Source organism: Microbacterium sp. zg-YB36 (assembly GCF_024623575.2).
Taxonomy (GTDB): Bacteria; Actinomycetota; Actinomycetes; order Actinomycetales; family Microbacteriaceae; genus Microbacterium.
This window is the reverse complement of sequence record NZ_JANJFD020000001.1, coordinates 117,677-139,370: the sequence shown is the minus strand read 5'-3', so window position 1 is coordinate 139,370 and position 21,694 is coordinate 117,677. Positions and strand designations below refer to the sequence as shown.

The following is a 21,694-nucleotide window of genomic DNA, read 5'->3' as shown; positions in this document are numbered from 1 at the left end:
GGCCACCTGGGCGCCCGCCCGACGCCCCAAGACACCACCAGCGGGTGACCCTGTGCTACTTCAGAGGGATGCGGGAGCGCGCGCCGGGTTCATAACGTCGCGGTATGGACGTCGTCAACGAGCTCATCCTGCAGGCGGTGGCCTCACCGTGGCTGTACCTCCTCATGCTCACCCTGGCCATCGTGGACGGGTTCTTCCCGCCGGTGCCGAGCGAGACGGTGCTGGTCGCCGCGGCCGCCGTGACAGTGTCGGCGGGGGGTCCGAACCTGATCCTGCTGGCGACGGTCGCCGCCGCCGGTGCGCTGATCGGCGACAACCTCGCCTACGCGATCGGTCACTCGGTCGGCACGCGGCGGTGGGCCTGGATGCGCCGGCCGCGGATGGCCGCCACCTTCACGTGGGCAAGGACAGCCCTGGATCGCAGCGGTGCGCCGCTGATCATCGGGGCCCGCTACATCCCCGTCGGGCGTGTCGCCGTGAACATGTCCGCCGGAGCGCTGGGCTTCGGATGGCGCCGCTTCCTCCCGCTCAGCGCCATCGCCGCCGTCACCTGGGCGGCGTACAGCACGGGTCTCGGACTGGTGGCGGGCCACTGGCTTGCCGACCAGCCGCTGCTCAGCGCCCTCGCCGGCATCCTGCTGGCGCTGGTCATCGGTGTCGCAATCGACCGGGTCGCCGCCATCCGGCGCCGCAGGCACGCCCGCGGGACTGCCTCGCCCCGCGAGCTTCACGACGTCATCGCCCACCGCATCACTTCGCCCCTGGGTCCGGGGGCGGACGGCACCGCAGGCTGATGTACCCGCGGGCACCGCGTCCATAGCCTCATCGGACAGGCGTCGGTCTCGCCGCCGTGCTCACCCTCCTGCTGGCCGCACTGCGCTGCAACCGACCTGGTCGAGTTAGATTCGGCACATCACAGGGACAGGAAGTAAAGTAAGCCTGCCCTAACATTGTCGGGCTCACTCAACCATCGGAGGTTGCCATGCCCCGCACTCGCTTCGCAGTCGCCACCGCCGCCGTCGCCGCGGCCACCCTGCTGCTCTCCGGCTGTGCCGGCAACACCCCCGAGGATGCCGGCGGCGAGGCCGGATCGTCCGATGGGACGTTCCCCGTCACGATCGAGCACGCACTCGGCGAGACGACGATCACGGAGAAGCCCGAACGCGTCGCCACCGTCGCGTGGGCGAACCACGAAGTGCCTCTGGCCCTCGGCATCGTTCCGGTCGGCATGGCCAAGGCGGCGTGGGGCGACGATGACGGGGACGGCGTGCTGCCGTGGGTCCAGGAGCGCCTTGAGGAGCTCGACGCCGAGACCCCGGTGCTGTTCGACGAGACCGACGGCATCGACTTCGAAGCCGTCGCCGACACGAACCCCGACGTCATCCTCGCCTCCTACTCCGGCCTGACTCAGGAGGAGTACGACACGCTGTCGAAGATCGCGCCGGTCGTCGCGTTCCCCGAGATCCCCTGGGCCACCTCGTGGGAGGACATGACGCTGCTCAACTCCGCTGCGCTCGGTCTCGCCGAGGAAGGCGAGCAGCTGGTCGAGGATCTCCACGCCGAGATCGACACCGCCCTTGCGGCGCAGCCGGGACTTGCCGATGCGAAGGTGCTGTTCTCCTACCTGGATGCCGCAGACCTCAGCACCGTCGGCTTCTACACGAGCCACGACACCCGGCCGGGCTTCCTGGAGAGCCTGGGACTGCCCGCACCCGCCGTAGTGACCGAGGAATCCGAAGGCACGGACGCGTTCTACGTCACCGTCAGCTCGGAGCAGGCCGACCGCTTCGCCGACGTCGACGTGTTCGTCACCTACGGCTCCGCCGACGGGGCGATCATCGAGCAGCTGCAGGCTGACCCGCTGCTCTCACGCATTCCCGCCATCGCCGAGGGCCGCATCGCGATCCTCGAGGACTCCACGCCGCTCGCGGCATCCGCGAACCCGTCGCCGCTGTCGATCGGCTGGGGCATCGACGAGTACTTCGCGGTGCTCGCGGGCGCGCTCGGCTAGACGAGGTGACCGCCCTTCGCACTCCCGCACCGCTGCCGGAGACCGCCGCTCTGCGGCGTCCGGTAGCGGTGCGGCTGGCGTGGGTCGGAGCAGGCGCCGTGGTGCTGGCATTGGCCGTCGTGGCATCCGTCGCCTTCGGCGTGCGGGATGTATCCCTCGCAGAGATCCTCCAGGCCTTCGGCGGAGACACCGACGGCATCGCGCAGGCGGCGGTCGTGGCGCGACTGCCGCGCACCGTGCTGGCGATCGTGGTCGGGGCGGCGCTGGCGATGTCAGGGGCGACGATGCAGGCGGTCACCCGCAATCCGCTGGCTGACCCGGGCATCCTCGGAGTCTCCGGCGGCGCGAGCCTGGCCGTCGTGGTCGGCATCGCCTTCTTCGGTCTGTCTGCGCCGTACAGCGTCATGGCCGTCGCGATCGCCGGCGCCGCCGGTGCGGCGGTCTTCGTCTACAGCGTCGGTTCGCTCGGCCGCGGCGGTGCCACCCCGCTGAAGCTCACGCTCGCCGGTGCTGCCACCTCCGCGGCGTTCATATCGCTGGTCAGCGCGGTGCTGCTGCCGCGGGTGGACGTGCTCGAGACGTTCCGCTTCTGGCAGATCGGCGGCGTCGGCGGCGCCACCTGGGACCGCATCGGCGCGCTGCTGCCGGTGCTCGCCATCGGCGCGCTGATCTGCCTGGCCACCGCGCGCGGCATGAACTCGCTGGCGCTGGGCGACGATCTTGCCGCCGGTCTCGGCGAGCACGTCGCGCGCACGCGGCTCATCTCCTCTGCCGGCGCCATCGTGCTGTGCGGCGCGGCGACCGCGATCGCCGGCCCCATCGGCTTCGTCGGCCTGGTGATCCCGCACCTGTGCCGGCTGCTCATCGGCACCGACCACCGCTGGCTGCTGCCGTTCTCCGCCGTCGCGGGGGCAGCGCTGCTCGTGGCCGCCGACGTCGTCGGGCGGGTCGTCGCACGCCCGTCCGAGATCGAGGTCGGCATCATCACCGCTCTCATCGGCGCGCCGGTGTTCATCTGGATCGTGCGCCGCCAGAAGGTGAGAGAACTGTGACCGCGCAGCTGATCCGCGCCGGCAGGAAGTCGCGGCTGCGTCGGCGGGCATCGGTGACCTGCCTTCTCGTCGCGCTGATCGCGGTGGTCTACGCGCTGAGCCTCATGATCGGGCAGACCTTCTACTCCCCCGGCGAAGTGCTCGCTGTCATCTTCGGGCAGACCGTGCCCGGCGCGTCGTTCACCGTCGGTGAGCTGCGCCTTCCCCGTGCGACGCTCGGACTGTTCGCCGGCTTCGCCCTGGGGCTGGCCGGCGCGACCTTCCAGACGATGCTGCGCAACCCGCTCGCCTCCCCCGACATCATCGGCATCACCTCCGGCGCGAGCGCTGCCGCGGTGATCGGCATCATCGTGCTGGCGCTGGACGACAGCGCTGTCTCGCTGCTCGCCCTCGGCGGCGCGCTGCTGGCCGCGGCGGTGATCTACCTGCTGTCCAACCGGGGCGGGTTCGCCGGCACGCGGTTGATCCTGATCGGCATCGGCATCGCGGCGATGCTCGACAGCGTCGTGACGTACGTCCTCTCGCGTGCTGCGGCCTGGGACCTGCAGACGGCGATGCAGTGGCTCTCGGGCAGCCTCAACGGCGCAACGTGGTCCACCGTGTTGCCGGTGCTCGGAGCGTGCGTTCTCATCGTGCCGATCATGCTCAGCCAGGGGCGCAATCTCGGGGCGCTGCGACTCGGCGACGACACGGCCGCCGCGCTGGGCGTGCACATCAGCGGCACGCGGGTGCTGCTGATCGTCGGCGCGGTGACTCTGCTGGCCTTTGCGACCGCCGCCGCCGGCCCCATCGCATTCGTCGCGTTCATGGCGGGACCCATCGCGGCCCGCGTCGTCGGCTCCGGCGGGTCGTTGCTGCTGCCGGCCGGGCTGGTGGGCGCGCTGCTCGTACTCGTGGCAGACCTGATCGGTCAGTTCGCGGTCGGCAACCGGTACCCGGTCGGCGTCATCACCGGCATCCTCGGTGCGCCCTACCTCATCTACCTTCTCGTCAGGACCAACCGCTCGGGAGGCTCGCTATGAGCACCGCCCACACCCTTACCGCCGAGGCGCTCACCCTCGCATACGGTGATCGCACCGTGATCGACGGTCTCGACCTGGAGATCCCGCCCGGCCGCATCACCGCGATCGTCGGGGCCAACGGCTGCGGCAAGTCGACCCTGCTGCGCGCGCTGGCCCGGCTCATCTCGCCCACGTCCGGTCAGGTGCTCCTGGACGGCAAGGCGCTGCGCGGGCAACCGACGAAGGAGATCGCCCGCACGCTGGGGCTCCTTCCGCAGAGCCCCATCGCGCCGGAGGGCATCGCCGTGTCGGACCTCGTCGGCCGGGGGCGGCATCCGCATCAGAAGCTGATGGCGCGGTGGAGCGAACACGACTACGCCGTCGTCGCGCAGGCGCTGAGCGACACCGGCACCACGGATCTGGCAGACCGTCCCGTGGACGAGCTGTCGGGTGGGCAGCGGCAGCGGGTGTGGATCGCGATGGCGCTGGCGCAGGAGACCGACGTGCTGCTGCTGGACGAGCCGACGACGTTCCTCGACGTGGCGCACCAGGTCGAGGTGCTCGACCTGCTGACCGACCTCAACCGCAACCGCGGCACGACGATCGTCATGGTGCTGCACGACATCAACCTCGCCGCCCGCTACGCCGATCACGTGTTCGCGCTGCGCTCCGGGCGCGTCGTAGCCTGCGGTGCGCCGTCGGAGGTCATCACCGACGATCTCATCCGCGACGTGTTCGATCTGGATTGCGTCGTCGTCCCCGACCCTGTTTCGGGATCCCCGATCGTTCTGCCTCGCGGCCGCCATCACGTCCTGCCCGCGCCCGACGCGGCAGTGCCCGAACCGACCGCACCTGGAGATCCCGATGGCAGCCGCTGACACGTCCCGCTTCTTCCGCGCGCGGGTGAGCGCGATCACGGACCTGACCCCCAGCTTCCGCCGGTTCACGTTCGCCGGCGACGACCTCGCCGAGTACGGCGACCCAGGATTCGACCAGCGCGTGAAGATCGTGTTCCCGACGCTGACGGTGGGGCTGGATGCCATGCCGACCGGCGAGGACTGGTACCTGCAGTGGCGGGACCTGCCCCAAGACGCCCGGCCGCCGTTTCGCACCTACACGACCCGCGCCGTGCGCGCGGACGCGCACGAGGTCGACATCGACATGGTGGCCCACGACGTGCAGGGACCGGCATCGGCGTGGATCGAGCGCGCGGTCGTCGGCGACGAGGTGCTGATCTTCGCGCCCACCGTCGCGCACACCGGTGTGAGCTTCGGGATCGACTTCGTCCCGCCCGCACGCACTGACCACATGCTGCTGGCCGGCGACGAGACCGCCGCGCCCGCGCTCGCCGTGATCCTGGAGCAGCTGCCCGAGGAGGCGTGCGGAGTCGTGGTGCTGGAAGTCCCCGACCCCGCCGACGCGGCGTACCTGCCGCATCACGCCGGGTTCGAGTACGTCATCAGTGCGCGCAGCGACGACCGCCACGCGCACCTGCTGCCGTCTGTGGCCGATGCCGCCGCGCGCCTGGCACCGGCCGGTCGCGGAGCCGCGGTCGAGGAGATCGACGTGGACAACGAGATCCTCTGGGAGGTCCCCCGCACCGCGAAGGGCGGCGCCGCGCTCAAGAGCGCCCCGCTGTACGCGTGGCTGGCCGGCGAGTCGGGGGCGATCAAGACGCTGCGGCGTCAGCTCGTGTCTGAGCAGGGCGTCGACCGCCGCGCGGTCGCGTTCATGGGCTACTGGCGCCTGGGCAAAGCGGAGAACTGAGCCGCGGCATCCGCCCGTCCCGCCCGCCCTCCCCGCCCTGCCCGCCCTCCCCGCCCTGCCCGCCCTGCCGCGCCGCAATTTCGGAGAACGGCAGTACTTCGGATCGATCCGCGCGGTCGGCTCCGAAATACTGCAGAACTCCGAAGAACTGGCGAAAGGATGCCGCACCGCGGGCTCCCCCGAATACTCACTCGGCGGCGCGAATACTCACTCGGCGGCGCGAATACTCACTCGCGGGCGGGCTCGTGGGCGTGCCCGAGCCGGAGACCGGGGATCAGCGCCAGCAGCGCCACCGCGGCACCGATCCCGAAGACCACCGGGTACGCGACGCCGGTGCCGACCAGGGCGGTGAACACGATCCCCATGGTCGCGATCACGACGGCCGACCCGATCGAGTCCGAGATCGACAGCGCCGACGAGTTGAACCCCTGGTTCTGCGGCGTCGAGTACGCCAGCGTCAGCACGGTCAGGCGCGGGTACATCAGCCCCATGCCGGCGCCGGCCAGCGACCAGCCCACGACGAGCACGACCGGTTCGAGGTGCCACAGCGCCGTCACACCGGCGATCGCGATCGCCGCGAACAGCAGCACCGTGCCGAGCACGGTGATCCGGGCGTTGCCGAGCAGGTCGCCCCAGCGGCCCTGCACCGCGGCGCCGAGCGCCCACAGCAGCGCGGCGGCGGTCAGTCCGAGCCCCGCCCACACCGGCGAGAATCCGTAGTCGTCGATCAGCAGCTTCGGCACGTAGATCTCGGCACCGAACAGCGAGCCGGCGATCAGCGCGCGCATGAGCACGACGCTGGGCAGACCCCGGCCGCTGGTGAGCGTGCGCCGCGGCAGCAGCGGCCGCGTGGTCACGAGCACCAGCAGGACGGATGCCGCCACCACCAGTGGCATCCACGCACCGGCTTCGCCCGCCAGGCTGAGGGCCAGTGCTCCGGCGGCGACGAGCGACGCCCACACCAGGCGGGCGGTGATCGGCGAGCGGTCCGGGTGCGCCGTGGTCAGGTCGGTGCCGCGCAGCCGCAACCACACCAGCAGGAACGCCACGACGGTGAGCGCCGCGACGCCCAGGAACACCCAGCGCCAGTGCAGGAATTCCGCCACCGCACCGGCCAGCACCGGACCCACCAGCGACGGCACCACCCAGGCGGCGGAGAACGCCGCGAACACGCGACCGTGCAGCTGCGCGGGAAAGATGCGCGCAACCACGACGTACAGCGCCACGGTCTGGCCCCCGGTGCCGAGCCCCTGCAGCAGTCGGCCGGCGACGAGCACCTCCATCGTGGGGGCGAAGCCCGCGACGATCAGCCCCGCCGCGAACAGCACCACCGCGCTGGTCAGCGGCGCGACCGGACTGGACCGGTCGCACCAGGCACCCACGACGACCATGCCGATCACGCTGGTCGCGAGGGTCGCCGAGAACGCGACGGCGTACAGCGCTTCACCGTCGAGGTCGGCGCTGACCACCGGCATGACGGTCGTCACGGCCAGGGCCTGCGTCGCGGCGAGGAAGATCATCGCGACCGCGCCGACGGTCACCCAGACGTACTGCGGCGCCCAGATCCCCGCGGTGCGCTGACCGCTCACGCTCGGACGAGCGCGCCGATGCGCCCGACGGCCTCGCGCAGCACCTCGGGCGAGCACCCGAAGTTGATACGCACGTACCCGGCACCCTCCGCCCCGAAGGCGGGCCCGTAGTGCAGCGCGACCCGAGCCTCCCGCAGGATCTTCGCCGCCGGGTTGTCGCCCCAGCCCAGCGCGCTGAGGTCGACCCAGGCGAGGAAGCCGGCGTCGGGGATGCGGTAGCGCGCACCGGGCACGTGCTCGGCGAGCAGGCCAGCCAGCAGCCGGCGGTTCTCGTCGAGCGCGGCGCGCAGGCTCAGCAGCCACTCATCGCTCTCGGGCGCGAACGCAGCCACGTTGGCGAGGGCACCGAACAGGCCGGTGCGCCACTCCACCTCGGCCGGCATGGCCTGGACGACGGCGTTCGTCTCCGCCGCCGCGGTCACCATGACGGCGCACTTCAGCCCGGCGAGGTTGTAGGTCTTGCTGGCACTGGTCACGGCGTATCCGGTGCGCGCCGCCACCGGCGACGACGCCAGATAGGGCGTGAACCGGGCGCCGGGGTGCGTCAGCGGCGCGTGGATCTCGTCGCTGATGACGGTGGCTCCGAATCCGGCGGCGATGTCAGCGAGGGCCGCGAGCGTCTCGCGCGAATGCACGGTGCCGGTGGGGTTGTGCGGGTTGCACAGCAGCATCGCCCTGGCTCCCCCGGCGAACGCTGCCTCCACCCCCAGCAGGTCCAGCTCCCAGCCGTCACCGGTGTCCACGAGCGGCACGCGCTCCACCACGCCGCCCGCCTCGAGGATGCAGTCGGCGAACGGCGGGTACACCGGCGGGGTGATCACGACGCGGTCGCCGGGCGTGATCGTCGCGCGCAGCAGTTCCACGACGCCCATCATGACGTCGGCGGTGGAGCGCACCCGCTCCGGCGTGACCTCCCAGTCCCAGTGCCGACGTGCGTACGCGCTGAAGGCGGTGCGGATGCCGGGGTCGGGCGGGGTGTAGCCGGTGTCGCCGCGGGCGACCGCCTGCGTCAGCACGTCGGTGATCGCCGGGGCGAGCGCGAAGTCCAGTTCCGCCACGAACAGCGGCAGCACATCGTCGGGGTACGTGCGCCACTTCGTGCTGCTGCGCTGGCGCAGCAGCTCGAGCGGCGGCGCCTGCAGCGGCGGTGCCTGCAGAGGGGTGTCGTTCACGCTGTGGCCAATCGTCCCGGGGTTCAGGCGCGCGACGGCGCGCTGCTCCACCTTGACATGAGAACGGGCCGACACCGTTGTCCGGTGTCGGCCCGTGTCGCGTCAGATGGCGAAGCCGAGGGCTCGCATCATGTCCCGACCGTCGTCGGTGATGCGTTCTGGGCCCCACGGCGGCATCCACACCCAATTGATGCGGAAGCGGTCGACGACCTGGTCCAGCGACTGCGCTGTCTGCTCCTCGAGCACATCCGTCAGCGGGCACCCCGCCGACGTCAGCGTCATATGGATGATCAGGGCGTCGTTCTCGTCGTCCCACGCCAGGTCGTAGATCAGACCGAGGTCGACGACGTTGATCCCGAGTTCGGGGTCCATGACGTCTTTGAGCGCCTCGGTGACCTCGTCGTACTTCTCTGGAGAGAGGGTGGCGGTCATGATGCGATTCTACGCATCCACGTCGGTCACGGGCTCGAGGTAACGGTCGTACCCCTCGCTCTCGAGACGGTCGGCCAGCTCGGGGCCGCCCTCCTCGGCGATCCGTCCCGCGACCATGACGTGCACGAAGTCGGGACGGATGTAGCGGAGGATGCGGGTGTAGTGCGTGATCAGCAGCACGCCCAGACCGGTGTTCTCCTTGGCGCGGTTGACGCCTTCGGAGACGATCTTCAGCGCGTCGACGTCCAGACCGGAGTCGGTCTCGTCGAGCACCGCGAGCTTGGGACGCAGCAGCTCCAGCTGCAGGATCTCGTGGCGCTTCTTCTCGCCGCCGGAGAAGCCCTCGTTGACGTTGCGCTGCGCGAACTTGGGGTCCATGCGCAGGTTCTTCATCGCGCCCTTGACGTCCTTGGTCCAGGTGCGGATCGCGGGCGCTTCGCCATCGATGGCGGTCTTGGCGGTACGGAGGAAGTTCGTCACCGTGACGCCGGGGATCTCCACCGGGTACTGCATCGCCAGGAACAGGCCGGCGCGGGCGCGCTCGTCGACGGTCATCGCCAGCACGTCGTCACCGTCGAACGTGATGGAACCGCTCGTGACGGTGTACTTGGGGTGGCCGGCGATCGTGTAGGCGAGGGTGGACTTGCCCGAGCCGTTGGGGCCCATGATGGCGTGCGTCTCACCGGTGCTGATCGTAAGGGTCACGCCGTTGAGGATGGGGGTCGTTCCCTCATCGGTCTCGACCGTCACGTGCAGGTCGCGGATCTCGAGGACAGACATGTCAGACTTCCTTCTTCAGGTTCGGGTCGATGAGCACATCGTCGCCGTCGATCTGGACGACGTAGACGGGGACGGGCTCGTACGCGGGGAGATTGAGGGGCTTGCCGGTGCGGAGCGAAAACGCCGAGCCGTGAGCCCAGCATTCGAGGGTCTCACCCTCCACGAACCCCTCTGACAGCGAGATGTCGCCGTGCGTGCAGGTGTCGCCGATCGCGTGCACTTCACCGTTCGAGTCGAGCACGACCGCGATCGGCACGCCCTCGACCTCGAAACGGCGGGCAGCGTCCTGCTCCAGCTCGCTCAGCGCGCAGATACGGGTCGCGCTCATGCCTGCCCGCCTGCTTCGAGCTCGGCGAGAATCGCGGCGGTGAGCTCGGCTTCCAGGGAAGGGATGCCGGTCTTCTGCACGATTTCGCCGAGGAAGCCGACGACGACCAGGCGCCGCGCTTCTTCCTCATCGATGCCGCGAGCCTGCAGGTAGAACAGCTGCTCGTCGTCGAAACGTCCGGTGGCGCTGGCGTGACCTGCGCCCTGGATGTCACCGGTCTGGATCTCCAGGTTCGGGATCGACTCGGCGCGGGCGCCGTCGGTGAGCACGAGGTTGCGGTTGGCCTCGTAGGAGTTGGTGCCGCTGGCATCCGGTCCGATGAGCACGTCACCGATCCAGACGCTGCGAGCATCCGCACCCTGCAGCGCGCCCTTGTAGAGCACGTCGCCGGTCGTGTGCGGGCCCTTGTGGTGCATGAACACCTGGCTCTCCAGGTGCTGGCCGGCGTCGGAGAACGACACACCGTACAGCTTGCACTCGGAGCCGGCGCCGGCCAGCTCCACGGAGGGGTTCACGCGCACGACACCGCCGCCGAGGCTGACCACGACGTGGGTGAGGGTGGCGTCTCGGTCCACGCGCGCCTGGTGGGATGCCACGTGCACAGCATCCTCGTCCCAGCGCTGCACCGACACCAGGTTCAACCGGGCGCCGTCGCGGACGATGATCTCGACGTTCTGGGCGTACTGGGCGGCACCGGAGTGGTACAGCAGCACGGTCGCGGCCGAATTTGGCATGGCCTCGACGATGATGTGCGCGTTGGCGTGAGCCGTCGCGTCGCGACCGACCAGGTCGATGCGCAGCGTGCCTTCGTGCTCCTCGTTCGCCGGGATGCGCACGTGCAGCGCGTCGGGCGTGCGCTTCCAGGCGATCGCCGCGGTGCGGTCCTCGGGACGGAAGACCTCACCCCGTGCGGCCGCGTCGGGTCCGATCGATTCGACGCGGAACTGCGCCGGCACGTCGAAGCGGTACTCCACCGCGTGCGCGGCGGAGTCCTCGTCGACGAACACGGTGCCCATACGGGCGATCGGGCTGTGCTTCCAGTTGACCTCGCGGCCGGTGGGCACGTCGAAATCGGCCGGGTCGAAGGAGGTGGGTCGCTCGGAGCGGGTCTGCACCGGAACGAATGCCGCGGCAGGGTCGATATGGCCCTCCGCGCGGGTGGCGGGGGCCTGGGTCGCTGTCGTCATCAGCCGACGGATCCTTCCATGCCCATCTCGATGAGCTTGTTCAGCTCGAGGGCGTACTCCATGGGCAGTTCACGGGCGATGGGCTCGATGAAGCCGCGGACGATCATGGCCATGGCCTCGTCCTCCGGCATGCCGCGCGACTGCAGGTAGAACAGCTGCTCTTCGCTCACCTTCGACACGGTCGCCTCGTGACCCAGCTGCACGTCGTCGACACGGATGTCGATGGCGGGGTAGGTGTCCGAACGCGACTTGGTGTCCACCAGCAGCGCATCGCAGCGCACCGTGTTGGCGGAGTGGTGCGCATTGGCATCCACCCGCACCTCGCCGCGGTAGCCGGCACGGCCGCCGCCGCGGGCGATGGACTTGGAGATGATCGACGACTGCGTGTACGGCGCCATGTGGATCATTTTCGCGCCGGCATCCTGGTGCTGGCCGGGACCGGCGAAGGCGACCGAGAGGGTCTCCCCCTTCGCGCGCTCTCCGACGAGGAAGATCGAGGGGTACTTCATGGTGACCTTGGAGCCGATGTTGCCGTCGACCCACTCCATCGTCGCGCCTTCGTGGGCGATGGCCCGCTTGGTGACGAGGTTGTACACGTTGGTCGACCAGTTCTGGATCGTCGTGTACCGAACGCGAGCGTTCTTCTTCACGATGATCTCCACGACCGCGGAGTGCAGCGAGTCGGACTGGTAGATCGGGGCGGTGCAGCCCTCGATGTAGTGAACGTAGGAGCCTTCGTCGGCGATGATGAGCGTCCGCTCGAACTGGCCCATGTTCTCCGTGTTGATGCGGAAGTAGGCCTGCAGCGGGATCTCGACGTGCACGCCCGGGGGGACGTAGACGAACGAGCCGCCCGACCACACGGCGGTGTTCAGTGCGGCGAACTTGTTGTCGCCGGCCGGGATCACGCTGCCGAAGTACTCGGTGAAGAATTCGGGGTGCTCGCGCAGGGCGGTGTCGGTGTCCATGAAGATGACACCCTGGTCCTCCAGTTCCTTCTGGATCTGGTGGTAGACGACCTCGGACTCGTACTGCGCGGCGACGCCGGAGACCAGGCGCGCACGCTCCGCCTCGGGGATGCCGAGACGCTCGTACGTGTTCTTGATGTCCTCCGGGAGGTCTTCCCAGGTCTGCGCCTGCTTCTCGGTGGAGCGCACGAAGTACTTGATGTTGTCGAAGTCGATGTCGCTGAGGTCGGCACCCCAGGTCGGCATCGGCTTGCGCTCGAACAGCTGCAGACCCTTCAGGCGGGCCTTGAGCATCCATTCGGGCTCGGCTTTAAGAGCCGAGATGTCGCGGACGACAGCCTCGCTGAGACCGCGCTTGGCGGTGGCACCGGCGGCATCGGCGTCGTGCCAGCCGAACTCGTACACCCCCAGCCCTTCAAGCTCGGGACGATCGATGAGCACATCCGACATGACGATTCCTCCTCTGGGCCGCAACGGTGTATCCGTCCCGACATTCCCTGTTCCCCCGCGGAGTTCAAAGGGTGGGATGCCGCTTCCGGGCCCGCTAAACCGGCGCGAATCCGCGCCTAGACTGTGAGTGGTGTCCGGCGCTTGCGCGCGGCATCCCCACCCCACGAGTCTACAGGCAACGCCGGTGCCACGGCGTGGCCACGGCGCCCGGCCGATCCCGATCCGGTGCGCTTTCCCAGGAGGCGACGACATGGCCCACACGGCTGCGACCACGACACCGGCATCCCGGTTCCGCGATTGGCTGCCCGACCGGGTGGATCGCCGTATCCGCGTGTTCGCGTGGCTGTCCTTCCTGGCCGAAGTGCTCATCATCGCCACCGGCGGTGCGGTGCGCCTGACCGGCTCGGGCCTGGGTTGCCCGACGTGGCCGACGTGCACCCCGGATTCGCTCGTGAACACCCCTGAGATGGGCATCCACGGCGTCATCGAGTTCGGCAACCGCACGCTGACGGGGCTCGTCGGCATCCTCGCGGTCATCGTCGTCGTGCTGGTGTGGCGCATGCGCGCCCAGCGCCGCGACCTGTTCGTGCTGTCGCTGATCGTGCTCGGCGGCGTCGTCGCGCAGGCCGTCGTCGGCGGCTTCACGGTGCTGACCGGACTGAACCCGTTCATCGTGAGCTTCCACTACGTCGCCTCGGTCGTGCTGGTCTGCGTGTGCGCGGCGTTCCTGGTGCGGATGAACGCCGCCCCGGGGCCGCGCGAGCGCGCCGTGCCGACCTGGTACGCGATCACCACCCACGTCACGACGCTCGTTCTGGCGCTCACGATCGTCTTCGGTGTGCTGACCACCGGCGCAGGGCCCCACTCCGGCGATGCCGCCGCCGGACGCAACGGCTTCAATGCCGAGCTGCTGGAGCACATCCACGCGTGGCCGGGCTATGCCCTGCTCGTCCTGGTGCTCGCGCTGACGATCACCGCGTGGGCGAAGCGCCTGCCCACCCGCACCTGGATCACCACGCTCCTGGGCGTCGTGCTCGTTCAGATCGCGGTGGGGCTCTACCAGGCCCGCAATGGCTTGCCCGAGCTCGCGGTCGGTGTGCACATGGTGCTCGCCGCCCTCACCGCGGCGGCGATGACCGTCGTCGTGCTGCACCTGAAGGCGCCGCGCACAGCCGACGCATAGCCCACTCAGGGGAGCCGTCCGGGTCGGTGGGGCACGCTGGAAAGACGTGGCGGTATGCGCCGCGTCCCCCAGTCAAGGAGCAGTATGTCTTCCCGTCCCCGTCTCGTCCGCAGCATCCCGTTCTGGGTTCTGATCGCGGGATCGCTCGCCAGCGGCATCGCCGGCGCCCTCATCCTCACCGATCGTCTCGGCGTCATGAGCTCTGCGCTGACTGACGGAACCGCCACCGGCGTCGAGGTCTACGTCGGCCAGATCGAGGCCGTCTTCGGCGCGATCCTCGTCGGTGCCGGCATCGTGGGCCTGGCCCTCGCGCTCACCGTCGCTTCGCTGCGTTCGGCCGTGCCCGCCGCCGTCGCCGCCGCTCCCGTCGCCGCGGAGTCCATCGACTGGTCGGCCGAGCATGCCGCCGTCGACGCTTCGGACGCTCCGAACGAGCCCGTCCGCACCACTGCCACCACCCACGAGGAGCCCGCCATCACGCGCACGCCCGCGGATGGCACCGGGGCAGACGCCGCAGCTCCCCGCGCCTGATCGCCTGATCGCCTGATCGCCCCGATCGCGCGATCGGCCCGCGTCTCTCGCCGCGCCACGTCTTCGGAGAAATCCCGATTCTCGGACCCGGATCCCCGGTTGCATCCGAAATCGCGTCGTTCTCCGAAGACGTGGCGCGGCGTTTGCGTCACCGGGCGAGGTGCAGGCCCTGCCCGACGGCGCGGGAGATGAGGTCCTGCACGGCGGGCCAGTCGCCCAGGACCTGCTCGTACGTGACCCGGATGACGTGGTACCCGTGCAGCATCAGCGCCGCGTCGTGTGCGACATCGTCGGCCCGCTGACGGTGGATGTGCTGCCTGCCGTCGACCTGCACGATGAGCCGCTGCCCGATGAGGAAGTCGACGCGGTGCCCCAGGATCCACACCTGCGGCAGGATCCGCACTCGCAACCACCGCAGTCGCGCCGCGAAGATCGTCTCCAGTCCCGACCCGGCGAACGACTGCGCCTGGTCGAGCAGAACACGGGATGCCGCATCCAGCGGCAGCCGCTCGAGAGCGGCCCGCACCACCAGCCCCTGCTGCAGTGCCGACTCCCACACCGCCAGCGCCGCCTCGTGGGGTTGGCACGCCGCCACGAGCGCCAGAAGGTTCTCGATCGGATCCACCAGGGCGTCCGGATGCCGCGGCACGAGCGGCATCGCCCAGTGCACGAGCGCCCGCGAGTCCTTGTGTCCGGCCGCGTGCGGATCGGCTGCCACGTGCGGACGATCCTCCCGCAGCACCCACAGCCCGCGTCGCCGGGCCTGCGTCAGGCACGAGAGCACGACGCCGTCGCGAGCGGCCGCGACGAGCTCGGCATCCGCATCGGGCACGGCGACCCAGTCCCGACGCACCCGCACGAGTATTCCGCGCTGCAGCGCGAGACGGATGCAGTGGCGCGACCATCCCGCCCGCTGCAGACTGGCCACCCGGGCGACTCCGCCGCGAGAGGCGACCCCCTCACGCAGTGCCCGTATCGCCGTCTCGGTCCGGATCGTCGCGCTCATGGCGCCCACCCTGCCCGGCACGGCACGCACCCCGCGTCGCCGATACCGCGATCCGTGGACGACTGCGGCGATCTCGCGCCTATGGAGGAGACACTGCGCCGCGGCATCCGCTCGCCATTGCTTCGGGGAACGCCACGACTTCGGACCGGATCAGCCGCCCGGCTCCGAATTACCGCAGTTCACCGAAGAACTGGCGCGACGGATGGCCCGTGCGCCCTAGAAGGGAAGAAGCGGGTCGATCGCGATCGCGACGAACAGCAGCGTCAGGTACGTGATCGACGCGTGGAACACCCGCATGGGCTTGGGTTCGGTGCCGCGCACCGCGCGGTTGTAGAGCACGTGGGACTCATACACGAACCAGCCGCCGAAGACCACGGCCGACACCGAGTAGACCAGGCCCATCTCGGCGACGGGGATCAGCAGCAGCGAGCAGGCGACGGTTGCCCACGCGTACAGGATGACCTGCAGCCCGACCTGCGTGCCGTTGCGGGTGGCGCCGAGCATGGGCACGTCGACCTCGGCGTAGTCGCCCTTGTACTTCATCGACAGCGGCCAGTAGTGCGGCGGCGTCCACAGGAACACCAGCGCGAACAGGATGAACGGGCTCCACGACAGCGAACCGGTCACCGCGGACCAGCCGATCAGCACGGGGAAGCACCCGGCGATCCCGCCCCAGACGATGTTCTGCTCGGTGCGGCGCTTGAGGATGATCGTGTAGATCACGACGTAGAAGAAGATCGCGAAAGCCGACAGCGTCGCGGCGAGCCAGTTGGTCGTCAGCAGCAGCCAGACGGTGGATGCCACAGCCAGCACCCACGAGAAGATGAGCGCGTTGCGGGGTGAGATCTCACCGGTGACGATCGGGCGCCCGGCAGTGCGCTTCATGTGCGCGTCGATGTCACGGTCGAGATACATGTTGAACGCTGCGGCAGAGCCGGCGCTCAGCGACCCGCCGATGACGGTGGCCAGCACGAGCCAGAGGTTGGGCAGCCCGCCCTGGGCGAGCACCATGACCGGAACGGTCGTGACCAGCAGCAGCTCCAGCACGCGGGGCTTGGTCAGCGCGACATAGGCGCGCACCGTCCTCCCGAACGAGGGTGCCGTCGTGCGCACACTGCTCGACGTCGTCGTGATGTCCATTGCCCCCGCCAGTTGCCGCTTGTACTGCCGCCCCAGTCTATGGCATGGCCCCGCAGCGGCCACCCGGGCCGCCTCGGTCGGGACGGCCGTCAACGCGTGATCGATCCGTGTCACGAGGTCACGGGAATAGCCTGGGCCTGAGCCCGCTTCGGTATGCTGAGTACACGCGCGCCGGTGCCACCGGTCTTCCCTTCACTCCACTCGGATGCGGGCTGCGGACCGGCATCCTCACCTGGTGCTTTCCCCTTGAGAAAGGCGACCTAGTGTCGGAGTTGCAGTGGGACGAAATCGATCGGCGCGCGGTGGACACCGCGCGTGTGCTGGCGGCGGACGCAGTGGAGAAGGTCGGCAACGGCCACCCCGGCACCGCGATGAGCCTCGCTCCGGCGGCCTACCTGCTGTATCAGCGGGTGCTGCGCCACGACCCGACGGACACCCACTGGCTGGGCCGTGACCGGTTCATCCTCTCCGCCGGCCATTCCTCGCTCACGCAGTACGTGCAGCTGTACCTCGGCGGATTCGGCCTGGAGCTGGACGACCTGAAGTCGCTGCGCACGTGGGGCTCGAAGACTCCCGGTCACCCCGAGCTCGGTCACACCGACGGTGTGGAGATCACGACCGGGCCGCTCGGTCAGGGGCTGGCCTCCGCCGTCGGGTTCGCCTACGCCGCCCGCTACGAGCGCGGCCTGTTCGACCCTGAGGCTCCCGCCGGTCAGTCGCCGTTCGACCACTACGTGTACGTGATCGCCGGCGACGGCGACCTGCAGGAGGGCATCACCAGCGAGGCGGGCTCGCTCGCCGGCCACCAGCAGCTGGGCAACCTGATCGCGATCTACGACTCGAACCAGATCTCCATCGAGGACGACACCAACGTCGCCTTCACGGAGGACGTCGCCGCGCGCTACGAGGCGTACGGCTGGCACGTGCAGACGGTCGACTGGAAGCGCACCGGCGAATACGTCGAAGACGTCGCCGAGCTGTATGCCGCGATCGAGGCGGCCAAGGGCGAGACCGACCGTCCCTCGATGATCGTGCTGAAGACGATCATCGGCTGGCCCGCCCCCGGCAAGCAGAACACCGGCAAGATCCACGGCTCCGCCCTGGGCGCCGATGAGCTGGCCGCGACGAAGAAGGTGCTGGGCTTCGACCCCGAGCAGTCCTTCGTCGTCGCCGACGACGTGATCGAGCGCACCCGGGGCCTGGCCGAACGGGTCGCCCCCGAGCGCGCCGCGTGGCAGGAGGCCTTCGACGCGTGGGCTGCCGCCAACCCCGAGCGCAAGGCGCTGCTGGATCGCCTCGAGGCGCACGAACTCCCCGCCGACATCGCCGAGGCGCTCCCCTCGTTCGAGGCGGGCAAGGCGGTCTCCACCCGCGCCGCCTCGGGCCTGGTCATCAACGCCCTCGCCGAGCAGCTCCCGGAGCTGTGGGGCGGGTCGGCGGACCTCGCCGAGTCGAACCTCACCACCATCAAGAGCGCCAAGAGCTTCATCCCCGCGCAGTGGTCCACCCACGAGTGGTCGGGTTCGCCCTACGGCCGGGTGCTGCACTTCGGCATCCGTGAGCACGCGATGGGCGCGATCATCAACGGCATCGTGCTGCACGGGCCGACTCGCGCCTTCGGCGGCACGTTCCTGATCTTCAGCGACTACATGCGCCCCGCGGTGCGTCTGGCCGCTCTGATGAACGTGCCCTCGATCTTCGTGTGGACGCACGACTCGGTCGCCCTCGGTGAGGACGGCCCCACCCACCAGCCCATCGAGCAGCTGGCGACCCTCCGCGCGATCCCGAACTTCACGGTCGTCCGCCCCGCCGACGCGAACGAGACGGCCGCGGCGTGGCTGGAGATCCTCCGCCGCAACGGCGGCCCCGTCGGCATCGCGCTGACCCGCCAGAACATCCCGGTGCTCCCGCGCGGCACCGGCGACGCCGAGGGCGACCAGTTCGCCCCGGCCGACCAGACCGCGAAGGGCGCCTACATCCTCGCGGAGGCCCCCGGCGGCACGCCCGACGTGATCCTCATCGCCACCGGCTCCGAGGTGCAGCTGGCCGTCGCCGCCCGCGAGACCCTTGCCGCCGAGGGCATCAACGCCCGCGTCGTTTCAGCGCCCTCGTTGGAGTGGTTCGCCGAACAGGATGCCGCGTATCGCGAGCACGTCCTGCCGGCCGCCGTGAAGGCGCGCGTGTCGGTCGAGGCGGGTTCCCCGCTCACCTGGCGCGGCATCGTCGGCGACGCGGGCCGCTCGGTCGCCATCGATCACTTCGGCGCATCCGCTGACTACAAGACCCTGTTCGAGAAGTTCGGCATCACCGCCGAAGCCGTCGTCACCGCGGCGCGCGAGACGCTCAAGGAGACCCACGCATGACCACCCCCACCGCCCAGCTGTCCGCAGCCGGCGTCAGCATCTGGCTCGACGACCTCTCCCGCCAGCGCATCACCACCGGCAACCTGCAGGGTCTGATCGACACCCGCAACGTCGTCGGAGTGACCACGAACCCGACGATCTTCCAGGGCGCGATCTCCGCCGGCATCGGCTACGAAGAGGCCATCGCGGCACAGGCATCCGCCGGCGCCTCGGCGGACGACACGATCTTCGCGCTCACCACGACGGACGTGCGCGACGCGTGCGACATCTTCCGCCCCATCTACGACGCCACCAAGGGTGTCGACGGGCGCGTATCGATCGAGGTCTCCCCCGACCTCGCCCACGACACCGCCGCGACGGTCGCGCAGGCCAAGCAGCTGTACGCGGCCGTTGACCGCCCTAACGTGCTGATCAAGATCCCCGCCACCAAGGCAGGGCTCCCCGCCATCACCGAGACGATCGCCGCCGGCATCTCCGTCAACGTGACGCTGATCTTCTCGCTCGAGCGCTACGCCGACGTGATCGACGCGTACCTCGCCGGGCTGGAGCGCGCCCACAGCGGCGACTTCGACCTGTCGCACATCCATTCCGTCGCCTCCTTCTTCGTCTCCCGCGTGGACACCGAGGTCGACAAGCGCCTCACCGCCCTCGGCACCGACGAGGCCCTCGCCCTGAAGTCGCAGGCCGGCATCGCCAACGCCCGACTGGCTTACGAGCTGTTCGAGCAGAAGTTCGCCGAGAAGCGCGCGCAGGACCTGCTGAAGGTCGGGGCCAACGTGCAGCGGCCGCTCTGGGCCTCCACCGGCGTGAAGGACCCGGCCCTGCCGGACACCCTGTACGTCACCGAGCTCGTCGCACCGGGAACGGTCAACACGATGCCGGAGAAGACACTGCAGGCCACGTTCGACCACGGTGAGATCACCGGCGACGCCGTCACCGGTGCCTACGCTGACGCCCACCGCGTGTTCGACGAGCTCGCCGGCCTCGGCATCGACCTCCTCGATGTCACCCAGGTGCTCGAGGACGAGGGCGTCGAGAAGTTCATCGCCTCGTGGCACGATCTGCAGGGCACCGTCACCGCGGCGCTCGAAGGGTCCAAGGCGCAGGCATGACCTTCGACATCCGGGTCACGGGACACGCCAAGGCGGCCGTCGAGCACACCCTGCCCAGCCTCGTCGCCAGCCTCGTCGCCAGCGGGATCACCGCCGGCGACGGGAGCCTGTGGGGCCCGGAAGCCGAAGCCGAGGCATCGCAGCGCCTCGGCTGGGTGCAGGCGGTCAGCGTCTCGCGTCCGCTGGTGCCCGAGATCGTCGCCCTGCGCGAGGAGTTCCTCTCGCGCGGCATCACGCGGGTGGTCCTCGCCGGAATGGGCGGATCGTCGCTGGCGCCCGAGGTGATCTCGCAGACCAACGGCGTGCCGCTGGTCATCCTCGACTCCACCGCGCCCGGCCAGGTGCTCGCCGCGATCGACGGTGACGCCGAAACGGGCGGCCTCGCCGAAACCGTACTCGTGGTGTCGTCCAAGTCCGGATCCACCGTCGAAACCGATTCCGCCAAGCGCGCCTTCGAGACGGCATGGCGGGATCTGGGCATGGACCCGACCCAGCACATCGTCGTGGTCACCGACCCGGGTTCGCCGCTGGACGTGTCGGCTCGCGCCGACGGATACCGCGTCTTCAACGCCGACCCCACCGTCGGCGGCCGCTACTCGGCGCTGACGGCCTTCGGCCTGGTGCCCACCGGGCTCGCCGGCGTCGATATCGCGGAGCTCCTCGACGAGGCCGAGGCGACGCTGCTGGAAGTGGCCATCGACAGCCCCGACAACCCGGCGCTCGTGCTGGCGGCGGCCATCGCCGGCGGGCAGCCGCGCCGCGACAAGCTGGGCCTGGTCACGGACGGCACCCACCTCGTGGGACTGCCCGACTGGATCGAGCAGCTCGTCGCGGAGTCGACGGGCAAGAACGGCACCGGCATCCTGCCGGTCGTGCTGCTGCCGGTCTCCCCCGAACTGGAAGCCAAACCAGCCGATCTGCAGATCCTGCGGCTCGTCGACGAAGCGAACGAGTTCCACCTGTTCGAGCAGCACGAGGGCGAGATCCTCGTCAGCGGCTCGCTCGGTGCCCAGCTGGTGGTCTGGGAGTACGCCACCGCGATCGCGGGGCTGCTGCTGGCCATCAACCCGTTCGACCAGCCCGATGTCGAATCGGCCAAGACCGCCACCCGCGGCCTGCTCGAGGCCCGCCCGGAGCCGTCCGTTCCTGCATTCGTGCAGGATGGCGTAGAGGTGCGCGTGTCGGACCCGACCCTGGCGGCATCGGGCACCATCGCCGGCGTGCTCGAGGCGCTGTGGGATCAGGTGACCGCCGACGGCTACGTGTCGCTGCAGGCATACGTCGACCGCCTCGCACTGTCGCACCTGTCCGGCCTGCGCGAGATGGTGGCCGCGGACAGCGGACGCCCGACCACGTTCGGCTGGGGACCGCGGTTCCTGCACTCGACGGGGCAGTACCACAAGGGCGGCCCCGCGAACGGGGTGTTCCTGCAGATCCTCGACGGCGGCGAAGTGGATCTGGAGATCCCCGGTCGCCCGTTCACGTTCGGACAGCTGATCCGCGCGCAGGCTGCAGGCGATGCCGCAGTGCTCGCCGCCCACGGGCGCCCCGTCGTCACGTTCACCCTCACCGAGCCGCTGGCCGAAGTGCTCACGCTGTTCGAAGCCGTCCTGGAGGACTGA

At 69.8% G+C, this 21,694-nt stretch carries 20 protein-coding genes; 11 read left to right on the top strand and 9 right to left on the bottom strand.

What is annotated here, in order from left to right; genetic code table 11:
- The first annotated feature begins 104 nt into the window (after positions 1 to 104).
- The 6 genes from NQ151_RS00670 to NQ151_RS00645 all read left to right on the top strand — a co-directional run bounded on the left by NQ151_RS00670 (position 105) and on the right by NQ151_RS00645 (position 5,831).
- The gene (locus tag NQ151_RS00670; RefSeq protein WP_257526699.1) at positions 105 to 794 is read left to right on the top strand and encodes a DedA family protein; all 690 of its coding nucleotides are present in this window, start codon (positions 105 to 107) and stop codon (positions 792 to 794) included.
- Between the two features lie 188 nt (positions 795 to 982).
- A complete protein-coding gene (locus NQ151_RS00665) occupies positions 983 to 2,011 on the top strand; it encodes an iron-siderophore ABC transporter substrate-binding protein (RefSeq protein ID WP_257526698.1) in 1,029 nt (342 codons plus the stop codon).
- Positions 2,012 to 2,016: 5 nt separating this feature from the next.
- Entirely contained in the window at positions 2,017 to 3,063 is a 1,047-nt protein-coding gene (locus NQ151_RS00660) for a FecCD family ABC transporter permease (protein ID WP_257526697.1), read from the top strand.
- The gene (locus tag NQ151_RS00655) at positions 3,060 to 4,085 is read left to right on the top strand and encodes a FecCD family ABC transporter permease (RefSeq protein ID WP_257526696.1); all 1,026 of its coding nucleotides are present in this window, start codon (positions 3,060 to 3,062) and stop codon (positions 4,083 to 4,085) included. The genes NQ151_RS00660 and NQ151_RS00655 overlap by 4 nt, the downstream gene beginning before the upstream one ends.
- A complete protein-coding gene (locus NQ151_RS00650) occupies positions 4,082 to 4,942 on the top strand; it encodes an ABC transporter ATP-binding protein (RefSeq protein WP_257526695.1) in 861 nt (286 codons plus the stop codon). Before NQ151_RS00655 ends, NQ151_RS00650 begins: the two co-directional genes overlap by 4 nt.
- Positions 4,929 to 5,831 carry a siderophore-interacting protein gene (locus tag NQ151_RS00645; protein ID WP_257526694.1) on the top strand — a complete coding sequence of 301 codons (903 nt, stop codon included), beginning with the start codon at positions 4,929 to 4,931 and terminating at the stop codon, positions 5,829 to 5,831. The genes NQ151_RS00650 and NQ151_RS00645 overlap by 14 nt, the downstream gene beginning before the upstream one ends.
- Before the next feature lie 227 nt (positions 5,832 to 6,058).
- On the opposite strand, the gene NQ151_RS00640 is transcribed toward NQ151_RS00645, so the two are convergent.
- The 7 genes from NQ151_RS00640 to sufB form a co-directional block, all read right to left on the bottom strand.
- Positions 6,059 to 7,420: an MFS transporter gene (locus tag NQ151_RS00640; protein WP_257526693.1), complete on the bottom strand. Its 1,362-nt coding sequence runs from the start codon at positions 7,418 to 7,420 to the stop codon at positions 6,059 to 6,061.
- Positions 7,417 to 8,592: a MalY/PatB family protein gene (locus tag NQ151_RS00635; RefSeq protein ID WP_502883544.1), complete on the bottom strand. Its 1,176-nt coding sequence runs from the start codon at positions 8,590 to 8,592 to the stop codon at positions 7,417 to 7,419. Before NQ151_RS00635 ends, NQ151_RS00640 begins: the two co-directional genes overlap by 4 nt.
- Before the next feature lie 102 nt (positions 8,593 to 8,694).
- Positions 8,695 to 9,024: a metal-sulfur cluster assembly factor gene (locus NQ151_RS00630; protein ID WP_257509958.1), complete on the bottom strand. Its 330-nt coding sequence runs from the start codon at positions 9,022 to 9,024 to the stop codon at positions 8,695 to 8,697.
- A gap of 9 nt (positions 9,025 to 9,033) precedes the next feature.
- Complete coding sequence (gene sufC / locus NQ151_RS00625; RefSeq protein ID WP_257509959.1) at positions 9,034 to 9,804, bottom strand: Fe-S cluster assembly ATPase SufC; 771 nt, start codon at positions 9,802 to 9,804, stop codon at positions 9,034 to 9,036.
- A gap of 1 nt (position 9,805) precedes the next feature.
- Positions 9,806 to 10,132, bottom strand: coding sequence for a non-heme iron oxygenase ferredoxin subunit (locus NQ151_RS00620; RefSeq protein WP_257509960.1), 327 nt, complete (start codon positions 10,130 to 10,132; stop codon positions 9,806 to 9,808).
- Positions 10,129 to 11,319, bottom strand: a complete 1,191-nt coding sequence (gene sufD / locus NQ151_RS00615) for a Fe-S cluster assembly protein SufD (protein ID WP_257526692.1) — start codon at positions 11,317 to 11,319, stop codon at positions 10,129 to 10,131. Before sufD ends, NQ151_RS00620 begins: the two co-directional genes overlap by 4 nt.
- Positions 11,319 to 12,737 carry a Fe-S cluster assembly protein SufB gene (gene sufB, locus NQ151_RS00610; RefSeq protein ID WP_257509962.1) on the bottom strand — a complete coding sequence of 473 codons (1,419 nt, stop codon included), beginning with the start codon at positions 12,735 to 12,737 and terminating at the stop codon, positions 11,319 to 11,321. Before sufB ends, sufD begins: the two co-directional genes overlap by 1 nt.
- Before the next feature lie 250 nt (positions 12,738 to 12,987).
- Between sufB and NQ151_RS00605 the strand changes: the two genes are divergently transcribed.
- A complete protein-coding gene (locus NQ151_RS00605) occupies positions 12,988 to 13,920 on the top strand; it encodes a COX15/CtaA family protein (protein WP_257526691.1) in 933 nt (310 codons plus the stop codon).
- An 84-nt stretch (positions 13,921 to 14,004) separates the two neighbouring features.
- Positions 14,005 to 14,451 carry a dinucleotide-utilizing enzyme gene (locus NQ151_RS00600; protein ID WP_257526690.1) on the top strand — a complete coding sequence of 149 codons (447 nt, stop codon included), beginning with the start codon at positions 14,005 to 14,007 and terminating at the stop codon, positions 14,449 to 14,451.
- 148 nt (positions 14,452 to 14,599) lie between these two features.
- On the opposite strand, the gene NQ151_RS00595 is transcribed toward NQ151_RS00600, so the two are convergent.
- Together NQ151_RS00595 and NQ151_RS00590 are read right to left on the bottom strand one after the other, a co-directional pair.
- Complete coding sequence (locus NQ151_RS00595) at positions 14,600 to 15,457, bottom strand: endonuclease domain-containing protein (protein ID WP_257526689.1); 858 nt, start codon at positions 15,455 to 15,457, stop codon at positions 14,600 to 14,602.
- Positions 15,458 to 15,673: 216 nt separating this feature from the next.
- Complete coding sequence (locus NQ151_RS00590; RefSeq protein ID WP_257510118.1) at positions 15,674 to 16,597, bottom strand: heme o synthase; 924 nt, start codon at positions 16,595 to 16,597, stop codon at positions 15,674 to 15,676.
- Between the two features lie 263 nt (positions 16,598 to 16,860).
- Between NQ151_RS00590 and tkt the strand changes: the two genes are divergently transcribed.
- The 3 genes from tkt to NQ151_RS00575 are packed head-to-tail and all read left to right on the top strand — an operon-like array spanning position 16,861 to position 21,694.
- A complete protein-coding gene (gene tkt / locus NQ151_RS00585; RefSeq protein ID WP_257509966.1) occupies positions 16,861 to 18,960 on the top strand; it encodes a transketolase in 2,100 nt (699 codons plus the stop codon).
- Entirely contained in the window at positions 18,957 to 20,072 is a 1,116-nt protein-coding gene (tal, locus tag NQ151_RS00580) for a transaldolase (protein WP_257526688.1), read from the top strand. The genes tkt and tal overlap by 4 nt, the downstream gene beginning before the upstream one ends.
- Complete coding sequence (locus NQ151_RS00575; RefSeq protein WP_257526687.1) at positions 20,069 to 21,694, top strand: phosphoglucose isomerase-related protein; 1,626 nt, start codon at positions 20,069 to 20,071, stop codon at positions 21,692 to 21,694. Before tal ends, NQ151_RS00575 begins: the two co-directional genes overlap by 4 nt.